The organism is Klebsiella pneumoniae complex sp. WS1778, from assembly GCF_049472055.1.
Classification (GTDB): domain Bacteria; phylum Pseudomonadota; class Gammaproteobacteria; order Enterobacterales; family Enterobacteriaceae; genus Klebsiella; species Klebsiella quasipneumoniae.
The window spans coordinates 522,141-537,408 of the sequence record NZ_JBKGTJ010000001.1 but is presented as its reverse complement, the minus strand read 5'-3'; the positions used below and the strand labels follow the sequence as shown (position 1 = coordinate 537,408).

Here is a 15,268-nt window from a genome sequence, read left to right as displayed (position 1 = left end):
CCACCGCGCCGGGTTTTTACTGCCCTACTCTTCCCTCAGCATCAGCACGTCCACTGCCAACTCCACAGCCAGATCTACCTGGTCACCCTGCCACAACACCTGAATCATCTCTATCAGCGCCTCTCTTGATGGCTCGCGCTTCTCAACCAGAAGCTGCATAACCGCTATCCCGATAACCTGCGCTATCTGCGGGTGCATCTCTGCGAAAAATTCATCCTCATTCAACATAGCCGCCCCCTATTGATGTTTTTTTAAGCATAACAGCACGTGCATAAAAAATAAATTCGTTTAGCTATCAGCAATTTAATTCCTATAGCTATTAATCAATATCAATACGTATTGCTATGGCTAATACCCATTGCTATTATCAATCCATCCAAGCAACACCAATCACCGCACAGTGGTTGATAAGCAAAAACGTTCGGTTGGCCGCCTGAAGGCTAAAAGCTACAGACCTTGCAATGCAGTGAATGCGGCTATGCGCACGCGGTTCAGTTAAAGCAGTACCACTTGTTTCCTAAAGTGGGGTGGAAAGAAAGCTGCCGATACCAGTTGTTAACTGGCTGGTATCACCGGGAGGCACCCGGCACTGCATTGCAAGGTCTGTTGGTACTCAAATTCACATGACAGTGAGGGGTAGCAAATGATCCGCGAACATGAAGTACCTGCGTGGCACCGGTTCTGCATAAAGGTTGCTCTGCTTGTGGTTGCAGTCGCATGGGTAAGCTTTGAATTTTGCTGGGGTGCCTCATGAGCAAAAATGGCATTCGTTCACTGATTTACTGCCTGCTGATCTGCGGCGTTATCTGGACAGCGGTGGTTATCAAAATTCTGCACGCTGCGGGGGTACTCAATGGCTAATTTACTGCATGGCAACCCGGCTTTTAAAGCGGCACAAAGCAAGCTGGCTATTGCGCAATTTATTGGTAATAATGAAATGTGGTCAGAGGCTTTTTCCTCAATGAAAGATGTTTATGAGGAAACTAAGCACGCAGAAGATTTTATGTTTTGCGGTCGCGAAGAATCTCTCTCAACCCTGAAATTCAATGACGTTATTTTGAATTATGACATGTATGGCGATTTGATTTCTGTTAACGCAGATTCTGGCAATGCACGTTACAAAATAAACACAGAAGTTTCTTACTAATACCATCACTTTTTATTTAATGCCTTAACTGGCAGGAATAAACACACATTAAATTTAACCGGAGATAGATAAATGGAAGAATTAAAGTTGCACTGTCATGGCTGCGGCGGTTCTTTTGCTCGCGATGAGCTGCAATATCGTCCATCTGGCAGGGGTGCTTATCGGAGAAACTTTTATTTCTGCCCGGTATGCAATGAGAAAGAAAAGCAGAAAATCGCTCTCTCCGCTGCTGCTTCCTCGTTTCGTAAAACCTTACCATCACGCCCCGGACACCTTGCCCACAAGCGCTGGTAGGTGACGGATGATAATCACATCCAACCGTATTCCATCGCATGTAAATGAAAAGGCATCGCATGTTCTGAGCCTGTACAGCAAGGGAGATTTAAAACCATGCCGAATCAAATGCGGGAATTTAAGTTTAAAGATTGGCAGAAAATGGCGCTTATTATCCCGCAATAACGGAACATGCTGGGAAGTTATGAGCCATGAAAAATACAATCAACTCAAAGACAGGAAATCACAATCATGAAAATAGAATTTTATGATGATGGATTCAATGCCATCACTACGATTACCAGCACGGTTTTTGAATTTCGCCTTCACAACCGCGCTGTTGATACGGCGCTATTTCTTGCTCCTTCGGTTCGTGCTAAGCGTAGCGGTTTTTTTGTTTTAAAAACGGTTATTACCGGTAAAACCTCTCACGTACTGCGTGCGTATAAAGCGATTAAAGCGGAGGCATCACGATGAGCAAATCCTTAAATGCGCGTTGTATCCGCCGCTGGAAAGTGAAATTTAAATCTGTCTGCGATTCAAAAGTTAACCCCTACTGGCGCAAAAGTGACCTGCGCGGGTATATCCGCGAAGCGGCGCTTACCACTGCTTACAGCATGGTCGAGAGCATGGCTGAACGTAACGCCAAGGTTGACTATGACGGTGAGCCGAACGGATGGACGCCAGAATTTTCGGCATGGTATCGGGAACGCCATGAGCAGTACCTGAAAGAAGCGCGTGACTACCTGGACGAAGACGCTACCAACGACGAAATCGACGAAGAGATCGAGAACGAACTGGAGGCCTGGAATGACTAAGCAAACTGAAAAAATCGTGATGATGGACAGTGATGAAGCGGCCAGCATCCAGACCTTAACTGGCTGGGTTTCGCGTGATGGTAGATTTTGGGGTGATGACGAGAGCATGGCTCGTTGGAGTGGTGCGACGCACCGTAAGTGCAAAAATAAACCCGACGATCATCCTATTCATAGAACTCATAGCTATTGCGAAGAGTGCCATCGAGAAAGTCGTCAGGCCAAGTTCGCTGCACTTGAGCGCGCCGTGTGGGCTGGCGAGCCCCTCGTTATCTTTGACGACGATACCTATTTTTTTGACGTGGAATCGCTGGTTGATTACTGCTGGGAAAACTCGGTGTTTCCGAGCGAGCTGCAATTACTCATCTGCGAACCAAACTACCCTCCAGAATTCGATCTGGCGCAACACTGCGAAGAAATTATGCCGGAAGGTGATGATTACTTCTGCCTGCCACAGGCAATACGTGATGCGGCTGAAGCGCTGAATAAGGCCATCAAAGAAAGCGGGCCAATATCGTGGATCGGCGGCGAGCGAGCGGCCATCGTATCAGATGACATTCTCACCGATGAGCAGAATGCTGACATCACGGCGGAGCGTACAGCATGAAAGAACGCGGAATGATTTTTAACGCTGAGATGGTGCGGGCCATCCTCGAAGGTCGGAAAACGCAGACACGGCGGATTATGAAAGTACAGCCGGAATCCAACCGGCTTGGATTACTGCTTATCACTGACTCAACCAAGCACAGTGACATTGGCAAATACCACTGGGCAGAATCTAACGCTACTGGTAACCACGTGCGTTCAAAGTTCTTTTTATGCCCGTTCGGCGCTGTAGGAGATCGCATTTGGGTAAGAGAAGCTTTTTTCCCGGCTCCGCTGGAAATGCAGTCCGCGCCGCCACGAAAAACTATGTGGAATATAGCTTATCGTGATGGCGTGCAAATGGATAAGCTTGCTCCTGCGGAGTACAACCCAACTATTTATAACTATGAACGCTGGACGCCATCAATCCACATGCCGCGCTGGGCCAGCCGCATTCTGCTGGAAATAACCGACGTGCGGGTTGAGCGGCTGAACGCTATCAGCGAGGAAGATGCCACTGCCGAAGGCGTTCCGCCTGCAGGGAGTTTGCTTCCTGATTACCCGGGAACATTCCTGACTCCGAAGGGTGATTTTGCAACGGCCAAGGTTGCATTCCAGCGTCTGTGGGAATCCATCTACGGCGAGGAAAGCTGGAAAGCTAACAGTTGGGTTTGGGTTATTTCGTTTAAGCGCGTTGAAGGCGGTGCAGCATGAAAAACCAAGAGACCGGGGAGTTTGTTTGTGACTTCTGCGGAAAACACCAGGACAAGGTGGCCAAGATGTTTACCTCCCATTCCGATGTGGCAGCGATTTGCAATGACTGCGTGGCTCTGTGTGTTGACGTAATCCTTCAAGACATAAAGACCAAAGGTTTCGTTGAGACCTTAAAAACAGGCGGTGCAGCATGAGCGTAGGGATTGCCATCATTAACCGTCCGACAGTCGCGGCTAACAATGCAGGGAAGAGCTTAAGCGGATGTATGAGACTTGGTGCCACTATCGTGGCCTGAAAGTGGTGTGAGGTGAAAATGAACACAATGTTTTTGTTAATGGCCGAATATGGGTCTGCTACGGTTCCACTCAGCCAGGTGTGCGAAAAGTATTTTGGGCTGAAACCGGCAACCGCAGAAAAGCGCGCGGCTATGGGCGAGATTCCCATTCCAACCTTCCGGGCGGCAGAAAGCCAAAAAGCACCACGCATGATCCATATTCAGGACCTTGCTAATCACATAGATGCGCAGTTGAAGAAAGGCCGCGACCTCCTGGAACAGATGAAAAGTGGCAGTTAGTTATACTGTAACTCAATTTCCGGATACCGCCCATTATGCAGTATCCGGTTTTATTTTTGCATCACCAAGCACCCCAATAGAACCCCATAATGATATAAGCATATGATTATGCTACTTATATAAACCATGTTCAACTGGAGCAATATGGGCAAGTTTATGGCCGTTGGCCTGACGGACCTGCTGGAGAGCGCCGGCATGAACGGCGTCCCGGCGTTTGTCGGTCTGGCGCTGCTGTCGGCTTTTCTGTGCATGTTTATCGCCAGCGGTTCGGCCATCTGGTCGATTCTGGCGCCGATCTTCGTGCCGATGTTTATGCTGCTGGGCTTCCACCCGGCGTTTGCGCAGATCCTGTTTCGCATCGCCGATTCATCGGTGCTGCCGCTGGCGCCGGTTTCACCGTTTGTACCGCTGTTTCTCGGTTTTTTACAGCGCTACCGACCCGACGCCCGCCTCGGGACTTACTACTCGCTGGTGCTCCCTTACCCGCTGATTTTTCTCGCCGTCTGGCTGCTGTTGCTGGTGGGCTGGTATCTGGCAGGACTGCCCATCGGCCCTGGCATTTATCCGCGGCTCCCTTAAGCCGCTGAAGCGCCAGGGACGGCTGCTTACTCTTAACGCGGCACCTTCATTTTGACCTTACGGGGGACATCTGCGGCTCCGGCGAAGAAGCCGAAAAGCGCGCGATACCCGCGTTCGAGCAACAGCGTGAGGCCGTGGATAACGAGGCCGCTGAAGATCAATACGATTACACCAGTCAGTATATATTGCATAGCCCCACCTCTGAGTTATTAACCGCGCCGCGACGACGCGGTGGCACCTTCCCGGGCGCGCAAAGCGGCGCGGAGGACCGGCGTCGTCAGCTTAAAAGTAGCAAAAACCATGCCCGATAACCCGCCAGGATCGATCCAAAAATAAATCAACGTACAGGCCGCAGGAAGCCGGCCGGGGATACGGGTTTATCTTTTGGGAGTATAGTTGACCGCCGCCGGTGCGTGGTATCGTGTGGCCCTCGTGTACGATGGTGGATGACTGAAACGATGTTGACCTTGCTGCAGGATAAAATGGATACCCCGCTGGGGGCGCTGTGGGTACTCTGCGACGAACAGTTTAATTTACGCGCCGTCGAGTGGGACGAGCACCGCGATCGGATGGAAACCCTGCTCGACGTACACTATCGCCGGGAAGGCTATCAGCGCGTCGACTGCCGCAATCCGGGCGGTCTCAGCAGTAAGCTGAACGACTATTTTGCCGGCGACCTGGCCGTTATCGAGACCCTGCCTACCGCCACCGCCGGCACCCCTTTCCAGCGCCAGGTCTGGCAGGCGTTGCGCGATATCCCCTGCGGCCAGGTGATGCACTACGGTCAGCTGGCCGAAGCGCTCGGTCGTCCCGGCGCGGCACGCGCGGTGGGGGCCGCCAATGGCGCCAACCCGGTGAGTATTGTGGTGCCTTGCCATCGGGTCATCGGACGTAACGGTACGATGACCGGCTATGCCGGCGGCGTGCAGCGTAAAGAGTGGCTTCTGCGCCACGAGGGCTATCTGTTGCTTTGACTGAAAATGCCTTTTCTGGAATTTTCAGGTAATTTTACAATCAAATGTGGCTGAATAATCTATTTTTAATCAAGCAGATATCAGCCTGTTTTGATTTCCCCTGCTGATATTACGTGTTTCAGAGCCTGAAGACTTACCTGCTCATCAAAAAGATGTTAAAATTGACCAATATCAATTAAGGCCTGAGCAGACATATGATCCCTGAGAAGCGAATTATTCGACGCATTCAGTCTGGCGGTTGTGCTATCCATTGTCAGGATTGCAGTATCAGCCAGCTCTGCATCCCCTTTACTCTGAACGAGCACGAGCTTGATCAGCTGGATAATATTATCGAGCGGAAAAAGCCCATCCAGAAAGGTCAAACCTTGTTCAAAGCCGGTGATGAGCTGAAATCGTTGTATGCCATTCGCTCCGGGACCATCAAAAGCTACACCATCACCGAGCAAGGCGATGAGCAGATTACCGGCTTCCACCTGGCGGGCGATCTGGTGGGCTTTGACGCCATCGGCACCGGCCTGCACCCGAGCTTCGCCCAGGCGCTGGAAACGTCGATGGTATGCGAGATCCCCTTTGAAACCCTCGACGATCTTTCCGGAAAAATGCCGAATCTGCGTCAGCAGATGATGCGTCTGATGAGCGGTGAGATCAAAGGCGACCAGGATATGATCCTGCTGCTTTCCAAAAAGAACGCCGAAGAGCGCCTGGCCGCGTTTATCTATAACCTGTCCCGCCGTTTCGCGCAGCGCGGTTTCTCTCCCCGTGAGTTCCGTCTGACCATGACCCGCGGCGACATTGGCAACTATCTCGGCCTCACCGTCGAAACCATCAGCCGTCTGCTGGGGCGTTTCCAGAAGAGCGGCATGCTGGCGGTGAAAGGCAAATACATCACCATTGAAAACGGCGACCTGCTGGCCCAGCTGGCCGGTCAGGCGCGTAACGTCGCTTAATCTCCGCGCAACACCTGGTCAGGATCGGCAATTTTTTCAGATTTGTTGATCTGACCAGGCTCCTCCCCTGTTTCAATTCATCCATATAGGTTATCTTTTTAATAACTGACGGTAGCTGCAGTTGTAAGGAGACCCTGTATGGCGAAGTATCAGAGCATGCTGGTAGTAATCGATCCTAACCAGGACGACCAGCCGGCGCTAAGGCGAGCGGTGTACCTGCACCAACGGATTGGTGGACGCATCAAAGCCTTTTTGCCGATCTATGATTTTTCTTATGAAATGACCACCCTGTTGTCGCCGGATGAACGGACGGCGATGCGTCAGGGCGTCATTGCCCAACGAACGGCCTGGATCCGCGAGCAGGCGAAATTCTATCTTGAATCCGGTGTGCCGATTGACGTGAAGGTGGTGTGGCACAACCGCCCCTTCGAAGCCATTATTCAGGAAGTGATCAGTGAGAAACACGACCTGCTGCTGAAGATGGCCCACCAACACGACAAGCTGGAAGCGGTGATCTTCACCCCGACCGACTGGCATCTGCTGCGTAAGTGCCCTTGCCCGGTCTGGATGGTGAAAGACCAGCCATGGCCAGAAGGCGGTAAAGCGCTGGTCGCCGTCAATCTGGCCAGTGAAGAAAATTATCACAACACCCTCAACGAGAAGCTGGTGCGCGAGACCCTGTCGCTGGCGGAAGAAGTCAACCACACTGAAGTGCACCTTATCGGCGCCTATCCGGTCACCCCGATCAATATCGCGATTGAGCTGCCGGATTTCGATCCCAGCGTCTACAACGACGCCATCCGCGGCCAGCATCTGCTGGCGATGAAAGCCCTGCGGCAGAAGTTTGGCATTGACGAGAAATTCACCCACGTGGAAAAAGGGTTGCCTGAGGAGGTGATCCCGGATCTCGCCGAGCATCTGCAGGCGGGGATCGTGGTGCTGGGTACGGTCGGACGAACCGGCCTCTCCGCGGCGTTCCTTGGCAATACCGCGGAGCAGGTTGTCGACCACCTGCGCTGCGATCTGCTGGTGCTTAAACCAGAGGCCTATCAGACGCCGGTGGAACTGGACGACGACGACGATTAATCTTCCCTCCCGGAACGTTCATCATCCCCCGCCTCGCGGGGGATTTTTTTGCCCGCTTTCCCTCAGGCACAAAAAAGGGCCGCTTGCGGCCCCGTCATGGCATGGCGACCCTGAACGACTCAGTGGATACCCAGACGCCAGGCCAGATCGATCTCTTCTTTCAGCTCCAGCGAGGAGAGCGCCATCAGGTCAGCAAACTCCAGTTCCAGCAGTTTAAGTTTTTTCAGATACTGCGCTGGAGTCATGACGGTGGTATCGCGGCGTAAGAATTCGATGGCCATCTGCGTTGGGGTTAACTCGGTATCCATAATATCCTCTGTCTGATGTAATAACCGGAACATTATATCACCTTTTACCGCTTATTTTATGAACAATCCCTGGTATCCCAGTGCATATAAAAAAGCCGTCTCACAGGAGACGGCTTATAAACAAACGTTGTAAAACAATAATGTTACATTACAGCGCTTTCAGGATCGCATCGACGCTGGCTTTGGCATCACCGAACAGCATATGGGTGTTCTCTTTAAAGAACAGCGGGTTCTGTACGCCGGCGTAACCGGTGTTCATCGAACGCTTAAAGACCACCACGTTCTGCGCTTTCCACACCTCAAGCACCGGCATGCCGGCGATCGGGCTCTTCGGATCGTCCTGCGCCGCCGGGTTGACGGTATCGTTAGCGCCGATGACCAGCACGGTGTCGGTATCGCTGAAATCATCGTTGATCTCATCCATCTCCAGCACGATGTCGTAAGGCACTTTAGCCTCCGCCAGCAGGACGTTCATATGTCCCGGTAGACGGCCGGCGACCGGGTGAATGCCAAAGCGCACCTTAATGCCGCGCGCCCGCAGCTTCTCGGTAATTTCTGCCACCGGATACTGCGCCTGGGCCACCGCCATACCATAGCCCGGGGTGATGATGACCGAGTGCGAATTTTTCAGCATCTCCGCCGTCTCTTCGGCGCTAATTTCACGGTGCTCGCCCACTTCTTCATCGCCGCCGCTGGAGGAACCATCGGTGCCGAAGCCGCCGGCGATCACGCTGATAAAGGAGCGGTTCATCGCCTTACACATAATGTAAGAGAGAATGGCGCCGGAAGAGCCCACCAGCGCGCCGGTGACGATCAGCAGGTCATTGCTCAGCATAAAGCCCGCCGCCGCCGCCGCCCAGCCCGAGTAGGAGTTGAGCATCGAGACCACCACCGGCATGTCCGCGCCGCCGATGGAGGCCACCAGGTGCCAGCCGAAGGCCAGCGCGATCGCGGTCATCACCAGCAGGCACAGGACCTGGGTGCCGGTGCTATCGGAGCGCACAAAAATCACCATCAGGATGAAGGAAACCACCAGCGCCGCCAGGTTAAGCTTATGGCGATTAGGCAGCATCAGCGGTTTGGAGGAGATCTTGCCGCGCAGTTTACCAAACGCCACTACCGAACCGGTGAAGGTCACCGCGCCGATGAAGATGCCGAGGAACACTTCGGTCAAATGGATATTGACCAGAATCTGCTCCATGCCGGTTTCATGCTGCAGGTAGCTGTTAAACCCTACCAGCACCGCCGCCAGGCCCACGAAGCTGTGCAGGATGGCCACCAGCTCCGGCATCTCGGTCATTTCGACCTTCTTCGCCAGACGAATACCGATTGCCCCACCGATCACCATCGCGAGGATAATCCAGCCGACGTTGCCGGCGTCCGGACCCAGAATAGTGGCGATCAGGGCGATGGCCATCCCGGCGATGCCGAAATAGTTGCCCTGCTGCGAGGTTTCGTGTTTCGACAGACCCGCCAGGCTGAAAATAAACAGGATTGCAGCAACAATGTATGCAGCTGTAACTAATCCACCAGACATGTGCTACCCCTTATCCTTTGCGAAACATTTTCAGCATGCGCTGAGTCACGGTAAAACCACCGAAAATATTAATGCTGGCGATCAGTACCGCGATAAAGCTCAGGAAGCTGACCCAGCCGCCGTGGCCTATCTGCAGCAACGCGCCAACCACGATAATGCCCGAAATGGCGTTCGTCACCGACATCAGCGGCGTATGCAGCGCATGGGAGACATTCCATACCACGTAGTAACCCACCACGCAGGCCAGCGCGAAGACGGTGAAATGGCCGAGGAACTCTTTAGGCGCCACGTTGGCCAGCCAGCCGAAGAGAATAATCGCCAGCGCTATCAGCGCATATTTGCGCCACGGCGACGCCGGTTTCACCTCTTCTTTCGGCGCTTCCACTTTTTTCGCCGCGGCCTGCGGCTGAGCGGAGACCTGAATCGGCGGCGCCGGCCAGGTGATTTCGCCTTCACGCACCACGGTCACGCCGCGCACCACCACGTCATCGAAATCGATGACGATATTGCCGTCTTTCTCTTTGCACAGCAGCTTCAGCAGGTTCACCAGGTTGGTGCCGTAGAGCTGGGAGGACTGGGTCGGCAGACGGCCTGGCAGGTCGGTATAACCGATAATTTTCACGCCGTTGGCGGTGGTCACCACTTCGCCCGGCACGGTGTACTCGCAGTTGCCGCCGTTTTGCGAGGCGAGATCGACCACCACGCTGCCCGACTTCATGGCGTCAACCATTTCCCGGGTGATCAGCTTCGGCGCCGGCTTGCCCGGAATTAACGCCGTGGTGACGATAATATCGACCTCTTTCGCCTGGGCGGCGAACAGCGCCATTTCGGCCTGAATAAAGGCCTCGGACATCACCTTGGCATAGCCGTCGCCGCTGCCCGCTTCCTCTTTAAAATCCAGTTCGAGGAATTCGGCGCCCATACTCTGCACCTGCTCCTTCACTTCCGGACGGGTATCGAAGGCGCGAACAATCGCCCCCAGGCTGTTGGCGGCGCCAATCGCCGCCAGACCGGCCACCCCGGCACCGATAACCATCACCTTGGCGGGCGGAACTTTGCCTGCCGCGGTAATCTGCCCGGTAAAGAAACGGCCGAATTCATGGGCCGCTTCAACGATAGCGCGGTACCCGGCGATATTGGCCATTGAGCTGAGCGCATCCAGCGACTGGGCGCGGGAGATACGCGGCACCGAATCCATCGCCATCACGTTGATATTGCGGGCCGCCAGTTTTTCCATCAGCTGCGGATTTTGCGCCGGCCAGATAAAACTAATCAGCGTGGTTCCTGGATTCAACAGGGCAATTTCATCGTCATTCGGGGCATTGACCTTGAGAATGACATCAGACTGCCACACCTCGTCGCCGGTCACGATCTCAGCCCCCGCCTGGGCGAAGGCCTCATCGTCAAAGCTGGCCAGCTTCCCGGCGCCGCTTTCTACCGCGACGCTAAAGCCGAGTTTGAGCAACTGCTCAACGGTCTTCGGCGTGGCGGCGACCCGGGTCTCCTGGGCTAGCCTTTCTTGTGGTACACCAATACGCATAGTTTTCCCTTCCATCGGTTTTTGATGATGGTTTACTTTTCTGACCAACAACGACAGGACGGCAAAATCGTCCTCGCCGTCTTTCGCTGTCTGCAAAATGAAACAGTAACAAACTTTTTATAACCTACTGAAAATAGCGATTGTGATCTACAGCGATAAAACAGAAATTTTGATTTTATTGCTTATTGTCAGCACAGATGGTTCCGGGCAGCAATATTTACCTGAATTTGCCTTTCAGGCCTGATAATCCGCTTATCCAGTGGTATAAAACGCCATTTATCGCCATTGAGATCATTGTATTAACATTACATTAACTAATAAAAGTGGTATCGATTATCGTTTTTGCTGGTCAAGCGGCTGTTTTTTCAACATATCGAAAAATGTTATCTTTCCGTGGTATACGATTCGGGCGGCAAGCAAAAAATGACGCAGACAGTCACAGCGATTAAATGCAATAATCAAACGTTTTCAGTCAACAACAACACCAGTATATGGTTTGCGCAAGGCAAAGGATTATTTTTATGAAGCTTAAAAACACCCTCCTGGCGTCTGCTTTCCTGACAACCGCCACGTTGTCTGCCCACGCAGCGACCGAGTTGACCCCGGAGCAGGCGGCTGCGCTGAAGCCCTACGATCGCGTTGTCGTCACCGGCCGGTTTAATGCCATTGGCGACGCGGTGCAAGCGGTATCGCGCAAAGCTGACAAAGACGGCGCGGCCTCATTCTATGTTGTCGACACGTCGGATTACGGCAATGGCGGCAACTGGCGCGTCACGGCTGACCTCTATAAAGACGACGCGCCGAAAGCGGATGCGCCGAAAAATCGCATCATCAATGGCGTGATGGAGCTGCCGAAAGATCAGGCCGTTGAGCTGATGCCTTACGACACCGTCACCGTCCAGGGCTTCTATCGCAGTCAGCCGGAAGTGAACGACGCCATCACCAAAGCGGCGAAAGCGAAAGGCGCCTATGCGTTCTTCATCGTCCGCCAGGTGGACGCCAACCAGGGCGGCAACCAGCGCATTACCGCGTATATCTATAAAAAAGATGCGGAGAAACGCGTTCTGCAGAGCCCGGACGCTATCCCGGCTGATTCTGAAGCCGGCCGCGCGGCGTTGGCCAAAGGCGGCGAAGCGGCGAAAAACGTCGAAATCCCGGGCGTCGCCACCACCGCGGCGGTTGGCTCCGGCACCGGTGTAGGTCGTTTCTTCGAGACCCAGTCGTCGAAAGGCGGACGTTACACTGTCACGCTGCCGGACGGCACCAAAGTTGAAGAAGTGAACAAAGTGACCGCGGCGCAAATGGTGCCGTTCGATAACATCAAGTTCACCGGCAACTATGGCAACATGACGGAAATCTCTTATCAGACGGCGAAACGCGCGGCGAAGAAAGGGGCGAAGTACTACCACATTACCCGCCAGTGGCAGGAACGCGGCGGCAACATCACCATCAGCGCCGATTTGTACAAATAATCGCTGCTGACTGGCTAAAAAGGCGGCGCATCGCCGCCTTTTCATTTTTTTTCATCCCCCGCCATTGCATGGCCCCCGGACACTCCGTAAAATCCCGCGCCTTAGCGCAATCCTCCATTTTTATGCGATTTCGCAAAATAAATATTCTGGAACAGCCATTTTCACCTCGGGAATGCAATGGAAAAGAAACTGGGCCTGAGCGCCCTGACCGCCCTGGTCCTTAGCTCAATGCTCGGCGCTGGCGTATTCAGTTTGCCGCAAAATATGGCGGCCGTGGCCAGCCCTTCCGCTCTGCTCATCGGCTGGGCGATCACCGGCGTCGGGATCCTGTTCCTCGCCTTCGCGATGCTGCTGTTGACCCGTATTCGCCCCGACCTCGACGGCGGGATCTTCACCTACGCCCGTGAAGGGTTCGGCGAGCTGATCGGCTTCTGTTCCGCGTGGGGCTACTGGCTGTGCGCGGTGATTGCCAATGTCTCTTATCTGGTGATCGTCTTTTCGGCGCTCAGTTTCTTCACCGATACCCCTGAGCTGCGCCTGTTTGGCGATGGCAACACCTGGCAGTCGATCGTCGGCGCTTCAGTTCTGCTGTGGGTAGTCCACTTTCTGGTCCTGCGTGGGGTGCAGACGGCGGCGGGGATTAACCTGGTCGCGACCCTCGCCAAGCTGTTGCCGCTGGGGGCGTTTGTCGCCCTCGCCGCCCTGGCCTTTCAGCTGGATACGTTCCGCCTCGATTTCAGCGGCCTGGCGCTGGACGTACCGGTGTGGGAGCAGGTTAAAAACACGATGCTGATCACTCTGTGGGTGTTCATCGGCGTCGAAGGCGCGGTCGTGGTCTCCGCACGCGCGCGTCACAAGCGCGACGTTGGGCGCGCGACGCTGCTAGCGGTGCTTTCGGCCCTCGCGGTGTATCTGCTGGTCACCCTGCTGTCGCTGGGTGTGGTGCCGCGTAGCGAACTGGCCGAAATGCGCAACCCGTCGATGGCGGGACTGATGGTCAGACTGATGGGCTCGTGGGGTGAAATTGTGATTGCCGCCGGGCTTATCGTGTCGGTGTGCGGCGCCTATCTCAGCTGGACCATCATGGCCGCCGAAGTGCCTTACCTCGCGGCCACCCACAAAGCCTTCCCGCGCTTGTTCGCCCGTCAGAACCGCAACAACGCCCCCTCCGCCTCGCTGTGGCTGACCAATATCAGCGTTCAGGCGTCGCTGGTTTTGATCTGGCTGACCGGTTCGGACTACGGCACCCTGCTGACTATTGCGTCAGAGATGATCCTCGTGCCCTATCTGCTGGTCGGCGCCTTTTTGCTGAAAATCGCCACCCGTCCGCTGCATCAAGCGGTGGGTATCGGCGCCTGCATTTATGGCTTATGGTTATTATACGCGTCGGGACCTGTGCATTTGCTGTTGTCAGTGGTACTTTACGCTCCGGGTCTTCTGGTCTTTTTGTACGCGCGGCGTACGCACCAGCACGATCGTTCGCTCAAACGCCGCGAATTGGCGCTAATTGGTTTATTGCTGGTTGCCGCTGTGCCGGCAACGTGGATGCTGGTGGGGTAAGCGGTCGCCCTGCCGCCTAAATCAAAGGAGATACCCATGGCTGAAATACAGCCCCGCCCGGTTCTGATCACAGGAGGAGGCCGCCGCATCGGCCTCGCGCTGGCGCACCATTTTCTGCAGCAACATCAGCCGGTCATCGTCAGCTATCGCACGCCCTATCCGGCGATCGATGACCTGCGCCAGGCAGGCGCTCTCTGTCTGCAGGCCGACTTCAGCAGCGATGACGGCATTCTGACCTTTGCCGAAGCGGTTAAATCGCATACCAGCGGCCTGCGGGCCATCATCCACAACGCCAGCGACTGGATGGCGGAGAAGCCGGGAGTACCGCTCAGCACGGTGATCAACCGCATGATGCAGATCCACGTCCATGCCCCCTATCTGCTCAACCACGCGCTGGAAGAACTCCTGCGCGGCCACGGCCATGCCGCCAGCGACATTATCCATATCACCGATTACGTGGTGGAGCGCGGGAGCGATAAACATATCGCCTACGCCGCCAGCAAGGCCGCGCTGGACAACATGACCCGCTCCTTCGCCCGCAAGCTGGCGCCGGAGATCAAAGTCAACGCTATAGCCCCGTCGCTGATCATGTTCAATGAAGGTGACGACGAGGCCTATCGTCAGCAGGCGCTGGATAAATCGCTGATGAAAATCGCCCCGGGCGAGAAAGAGATCAGCGACCTTATCGACTATCTGTTTACCAGCCGCTACGTGACCGGCCGGTCATACGCCGTCGACGGCGGTCGCCCTCTGCGTTAGTGGAAGCGGCTCCAGCCAACAATCAACAGCCAGGCGCACAGCCCCCAGCACCCCACTGCGCCTGCCAGCGCTAACGGCAGGCGCATGATGCCGGTGAAGTACCACAGCGACAGCAGATAGATAAAATAGGGAACGATCGACCACATGCCGAACACGATAGTGGCGCGCAGGGCTTCAATACCACGCTCGCTGGCAACAATATAGTGGGCGATGAGCGCAAAGGTGGGAAACAGCGGAATAAGCCCGGCGATGGCGTAGTTTTTGGTTTTCGCCAGCACGCCAATCAGCACCACCACCAGCGCGCCCAGCAGCCCTTTGAGTAACAGCCCCATGTCCATATGCCTTAACAATGAATCAACAAGTTAGCGCAGCATAGCGGAATTAGCGCTGTTTATAAA

Annotated in this window: 22 protein-coding genes and 1 pseudogene; 17 read left to right on the top strand and 6 right to left on the bottom strand. The window is 54.5% G+C overall.

Features of this window, described 5'->3' with window-relative positions:
* Positions 1 to 24: 24 nt before the first annotated feature.
* Positions 25 to 228: a hypothetical protein gene (locus ACLEXF_RS02765; RefSeq protein WP_046619459.1), complete on the bottom strand. Its 204-nt coding sequence runs from the start codon at positions 226 to 228 to the stop codon at positions 25 to 27.
* A gap of 507 nt (positions 229 to 735) precedes the next feature.
* On the opposite strand from ACLEXF_RS02765, the gene ACLEXF_RS02760 reads away from it, so the two are divergent.
* From ACLEXF_RS02760 to ACLEXF_RS02710, 11 genes and pseudogenes are all read left to right on the top strand, one after another.
* Positions 736 to 861, top strand: coding sequence for a hypothetical protein (locus ACLEXF_RS02760; protein ID WP_021441327.1), 126 nt, complete (start codon positions 736 to 738; stop codon positions 859 to 861).
* A complete protein-coding gene (locus ACLEXF_RS02755; RefSeq protein ID WP_047666493.1) occupies positions 854 to 1,147 on the top strand; it encodes a host cell division inhibitory peptide Kil in 294 nt (97 codons plus the stop codon). The genes ACLEXF_RS02760 and ACLEXF_RS02755 overlap by 8 nt, the downstream gene beginning before the upstream one ends.
* A 72-nt stretch (positions 1,148 to 1,219) precedes the next feature.
* On the top strand, positions 1,220 to 1,441 hold the full coding sequence (locus tag ACLEXF_RS02750) for a hypothetical protein (protein WP_131799168.1): 222 nt from the start codon (positions 1,220 to 1,222) through the stop codon (positions 1,439 to 1,441).
* 7 nt (positions 1,442 to 1,448) lie between these two features.
* Positions 1,449 to 1,676, top strand: a complete 228-nt coding sequence (locus ACLEXF_RS02745) for a hypothetical protein (RefSeq protein WP_074416352.1) — start codon at positions 1,449 to 1,451, stop codon at positions 1,674 to 1,676.
* Positions 1,673 to 1,897 carry a hypothetical protein gene (locus tag ACLEXF_RS02740; protein WP_047666492.1) on the top strand — a complete coding sequence of 75 codons (225 nt, stop codon included), beginning with the start codon at positions 1,673 to 1,675 and terminating at the stop codon, positions 1,895 to 1,897. Before ACLEXF_RS02745 ends, ACLEXF_RS02740 begins: the two co-directional genes overlap by 4 nt.
* Positions 1,894 to 2,238: a hypothetical protein gene (locus ACLEXF_RS02735; RefSeq protein WP_040217347.1), complete on the top strand. Its 345-nt coding sequence runs from the start codon at positions 1,894 to 1,896 to the stop codon at positions 2,236 to 2,238. The genes ACLEXF_RS02740 and ACLEXF_RS02735 overlap by 4 nt, the downstream gene beginning before the upstream one ends.
* Positions 2,231 to 2,842 carry a hypothetical protein gene (locus ACLEXF_RS02730; protein WP_047666491.1) on the top strand — a complete coding sequence of 204 codons (612 nt, stop codon included), beginning with the start codon at positions 2,231 to 2,233 and terminating at the stop codon, positions 2,840 to 2,842. Before ACLEXF_RS02735 ends, ACLEXF_RS02730 begins: the two co-directional genes overlap by 8 nt.
* Entirely contained in the window at positions 2,839 to 3,534 is a 696-nt protein-coding gene (locus tag ACLEXF_RS02725; protein WP_102035562.1) for a morphogenetic protein, read from the top strand. Before ACLEXF_RS02730 ends, ACLEXF_RS02725 begins: the two co-directional genes overlap by 4 nt.
* Positions 3,531 to 3,728, top strand: coding sequence for a ClpX C4-type zinc finger protein (locus ACLEXF_RS02720; protein WP_047666489.1), 198 nt, complete (start codon positions 3,531 to 3,533; stop codon positions 3,726 to 3,728). Before ACLEXF_RS02725 ends, ACLEXF_RS02720 begins: the two co-directional genes overlap by 4 nt.
* A 119-nt stretch (positions 3,729 to 3,847) precedes the next feature.
* The gene (locus ACLEXF_RS02715) at positions 3,848 to 4,108 is read left to right on the top strand and encodes a pyocin activator PrtN family protein (protein WP_016530209.1); all 261 of its coding nucleotides are present in this window, start codon (positions 3,848 to 3,850) and stop codon (positions 4,106 to 4,108) included.
* 126 nt (positions 4,109 to 4,234) lie between these two features.
* Positions 4,235 to 4,687, top strand: a pseudogene (locus tag ACLEXF_RS02710) (AbgT family transporter); the annotation flags it as partial.
* 32 nt (positions 4,688 to 4,719) lie between these two features.
* Here the strand turns inward: ACLEXF_RS02710 and ACLEXF_RS02705 are convergent.
* Positions 4,720 to 4,878 (bottom strand): hypothetical protein, encoded by a 159-nt coding sequence (locus ACLEXF_RS02705; RefSeq protein WP_004887027.1) that lies wholly within the window; start codon positions 4,876 to 4,878, stop codon positions 4,720 to 4,722.
* Between the two features lie 267 nt (positions 4,879 to 5,145).
* Between ACLEXF_RS02705 and ogt the strand changes: the two genes are divergently transcribed.
* The 3 genes from ogt (at position 5,146) to uspE (ending at position 7,694) form a co-directional block, all read left to right on the top strand.
* Positions 5,146 to 5,661, top strand: a complete 516-nt coding sequence (ogt, locus tag ACLEXF_RS02700; protein WP_004887029.1) for a methylated-DNA--[protein]-cysteine S-methyltransferase — start codon at positions 5,146 to 5,148, stop codon at positions 5,659 to 5,661.
* A 194-nt stretch (positions 5,662 to 5,855) separates the two neighbouring features.
* Positions 5,856 to 6,608: a fumarate/nitrate reduction transcriptional regulator Fnr gene (gene fnr, locus ACLEXF_RS02695; protein WP_004887031.1), complete on the top strand. Its 753-nt coding sequence runs from the start codon at positions 5,856 to 5,858 to the stop codon at positions 6,606 to 6,608.
* 138 nt (positions 6,609 to 6,746) lie between these two features.
* Positions 6,747 to 7,694 carry a universal stress protein UspE gene (gene uspE, locus ACLEXF_RS02690; protein WP_064187281.1) on the top strand — a complete coding sequence of 316 codons (948 nt, stop codon included), beginning with the start codon at positions 6,747 to 6,749 and terminating at the stop codon, positions 7,692 to 7,694.
* 119 nt (positions 7,695 to 7,813) lie between these two features.
* Here uspE and ACLEXF_RS02685 read toward each other — a convergent pair whose 3' ends face one another.
* The 3 genes from ACLEXF_RS02685 to pntA form a co-directional block, all read right to left on the bottom strand.
* The gene (locus ACLEXF_RS02685) at positions 7,814 to 8,002 is read right to left on the bottom strand and encodes a YdiH family protein (protein ID WP_004887037.1); all 189 of its coding nucleotides are present in this window, start codon (positions 8,000 to 8,002) and stop codon (positions 7,814 to 7,816) included.
* Positions 8,003 to 8,150: 148 nt separating this feature from the next.
* Positions 8,151 to 9,539: a Re/Si-specific NAD(P)(+) transhydrogenase subunit beta gene (gene pntB / locus ACLEXF_RS02680; protein ID WP_004887040.1), complete on the bottom strand. Its 1,389-nt coding sequence runs from the start codon at positions 9,537 to 9,539 to the stop codon at positions 8,151 to 8,153.
* A gap of 10 nt (positions 9,540 to 9,549) precedes the next feature.
* A complete protein-coding gene (pntA, locus tag ACLEXF_RS02675) occupies positions 9,550 to 11,079 on the bottom strand; it encodes a Re/Si-specific NAD(P)(+) transhydrogenase subunit alpha (RefSeq protein ID WP_017898698.1) in 1,530 nt (509 codons plus the stop codon).
* Positions 11,080 to 11,600: 521 nt separating this feature from the next.
* Between pntA and ydgH the strand changes: the two genes are divergently transcribed.
* The 3 genes from ydgH (at position 11,601) to folM (ending at position 14,870) form a co-directional block, all read left to right on the top strand.
* A complete protein-coding gene (gene ydgH, locus ACLEXF_RS02670) occupies positions 11,601 to 12,551 on the top strand; it encodes a DUF1471 family protein YdgH (RefSeq protein ID WP_407259820.1) in 951 nt (316 codons plus the stop codon).
* 177 nt (positions 12,552 to 12,728) lie between these two features.
* Positions 12,729 to 14,111, top strand: a complete 1,383-nt coding sequence (locus ACLEXF_RS02665) for an amino acid permease (protein WP_108450472.1) — start codon at positions 12,729 to 12,731, stop codon at positions 14,109 to 14,111.
* 36 nt (positions 14,112 to 14,147) lie between these two features.
* Positions 14,148 to 14,870 carry a dihydromonapterin reductase gene (folM, locus tag ACLEXF_RS02660; RefSeq protein ID WP_043523132.1) on the top strand — a complete coding sequence of 241 codons (723 nt, stop codon included), beginning with the start codon at positions 14,148 to 14,150 and terminating at the stop codon, positions 14,868 to 14,870.
* Here folM and ACLEXF_RS02655 read toward each other — a convergent pair.
* A complete protein-coding gene (locus ACLEXF_RS02655; RefSeq protein WP_043523134.1) occupies positions 14,867 to 15,202 on the bottom strand; it encodes a GlpM family protein in 336 nt (111 codons plus the stop codon). The two genes, folM and ACLEXF_RS02655, sit on opposite strands and share 4 nt — an antisense overlap.
* Between the last annotated feature and the right edge of the window lie 66 nt (positions 15,203 to 15,268).

What these genes read in the sequence shown, in the direction of transcription:
- ACLEXF_RS02765 (WP_046619459.1), bottom strand. Translation starts at nt 228, where the DNA reads ATGTTGAATGAGGATGAATTTTTCGCAGAGATGCACCCGCAGATAGCG.
- ACLEXF_RS02755 (WP_047666493.1), top strand. Translation starts at nt 854, where the DNA reads ATGGCTAATTTACTGCATGGCAACCCGGCTTTTAAAGCGGCACAAAGC.
- ACLEXF_RS02750 (WP_131799168.1), top strand. Translation starts at nt 1,220, where the DNA reads ATGGAAGAATTAAAGTTGCACTGTCATGGCTGCGGCGGTTCTTTTGCT.
- ACLEXF_RS02745 (WP_074416352.1), top strand. Translation starts at nt 1,449, where the DNA reads ATGATAATCACATCCAACCGTATTCCATCGCATGTAAATGAAAAGGCA.
- ACLEXF_RS02740 (WP_047666492.1), top strand. Translation starts at nt 1,673, where the DNA reads ATGAAAATAGAATTTTATGATGATGGATTCAATGCCATCACTACGATT.
- ACLEXF_RS02735 (WP_040217347.1), top strand. Translation starts at nt 1,894, where the DNA reads ATGAGCAAATCCTTAAATGCGCGTTGTATCCGCCGCTGGAAAGTGAAA.
- ACLEXF_RS02730 (WP_047666491.1), top strand. Translation starts at nt 2,231, where the DNA reads ATGACTAAGCAAACTGAAAAAATCGTGATGATGGACAGTGATGAAGCG.
- ACLEXF_RS02725 (WP_102035562.1), top strand. Translation starts at nt 2,839, where the DNA reads ATGAAAGAACGCGGAATGATTTTTAACGCTGAGATGGTGCGGGCCATC.
- ACLEXF_RS02720 (WP_047666489.1), top strand. Translation starts at nt 3,531, where the DNA reads ATGAAAAACCAAGAGACCGGGGAGTTTGTTTGTGACTTCTGCGGAAAA.
- ACLEXF_RS02715 (WP_016530209.1), top strand. Translation starts at nt 3,848, where the DNA reads ATGAACACAATGTTTTTGTTAATGGCCGAATATGGGTCTGCTACGGTT.
- ACLEXF_RS02705 (WP_004887027.1), bottom strand. Translation starts at nt 4,878, where the DNA reads ATGCAATATATACTGACTGGTGTAATCGTATTGATCTTCAGCGGCCTC.
- ogt (WP_004887029.1), top strand. Translation starts at nt 5,146, where the DNA reads ATGTTGACCTTGCTGCAGGATAAAATGGATACCCCGCTGGGGGCGCTG.
- fnr (WP_004887031.1), top strand. Translation starts at nt 5,856, where the DNA reads ATGATCCCTGAGAAGCGAATTATTCGACGCATTCAGTCTGGCGGTTGT.
- uspE (WP_064187281.1), top strand. Translation starts at nt 6,747, where the DNA reads ATGGCGAAGTATCAGAGCATGCTGGTAGTAATCGATCCTAACCAGGAC.
- ACLEXF_RS02685 (WP_004887037.1), bottom strand. Translation starts at nt 8,002, where the DNA reads ATGGATACCGAGTTAACCCCAACGCAGATGGCCATCGAATTCTTACGC.
- pntB (WP_004887040.1), bottom strand. Translation starts at nt 9,539, where the DNA reads ATGTCTGGTGGATTAGTTACAGCTGCATACATTGTTGCTGCAATCCTG.
- pntA (WP_017898698.1), bottom strand. Translation starts at nt 11,079, where the DNA reads ATGCGTATTGGTGTACCACAAGAAAGGCTAGCCCAGGAGACCCGGGTC.
- ydgH (WP_407259820.1), top strand. Translation starts at nt 11,601, where the DNA reads ATGAAGCTTAAAAACACCCTCCTGGCGTCTGCTTTCCTGACAACCGCC.
- ACLEXF_RS02665 (WP_108450472.1), top strand. Translation starts at nt 12,729, where the DNA reads ATGGAAAAGAAACTGGGCCTGAGCGCCCTGACCGCCCTGGTCCTTAGC.
- folM (WP_043523132.1), top strand. Translation starts at nt 14,148, where the DNA reads ATGGCTGAAATACAGCCCCGCCCGGTTCTGATCACAGGAGGAGGCCGC.
- ACLEXF_RS02655 (WP_043523134.1), bottom strand. Translation starts at nt 15,202, where the DNA reads ATGGGGCTGTTACTCAAAGGGCTGCTGGGCGCGCTGGTGGTGGTGCTG.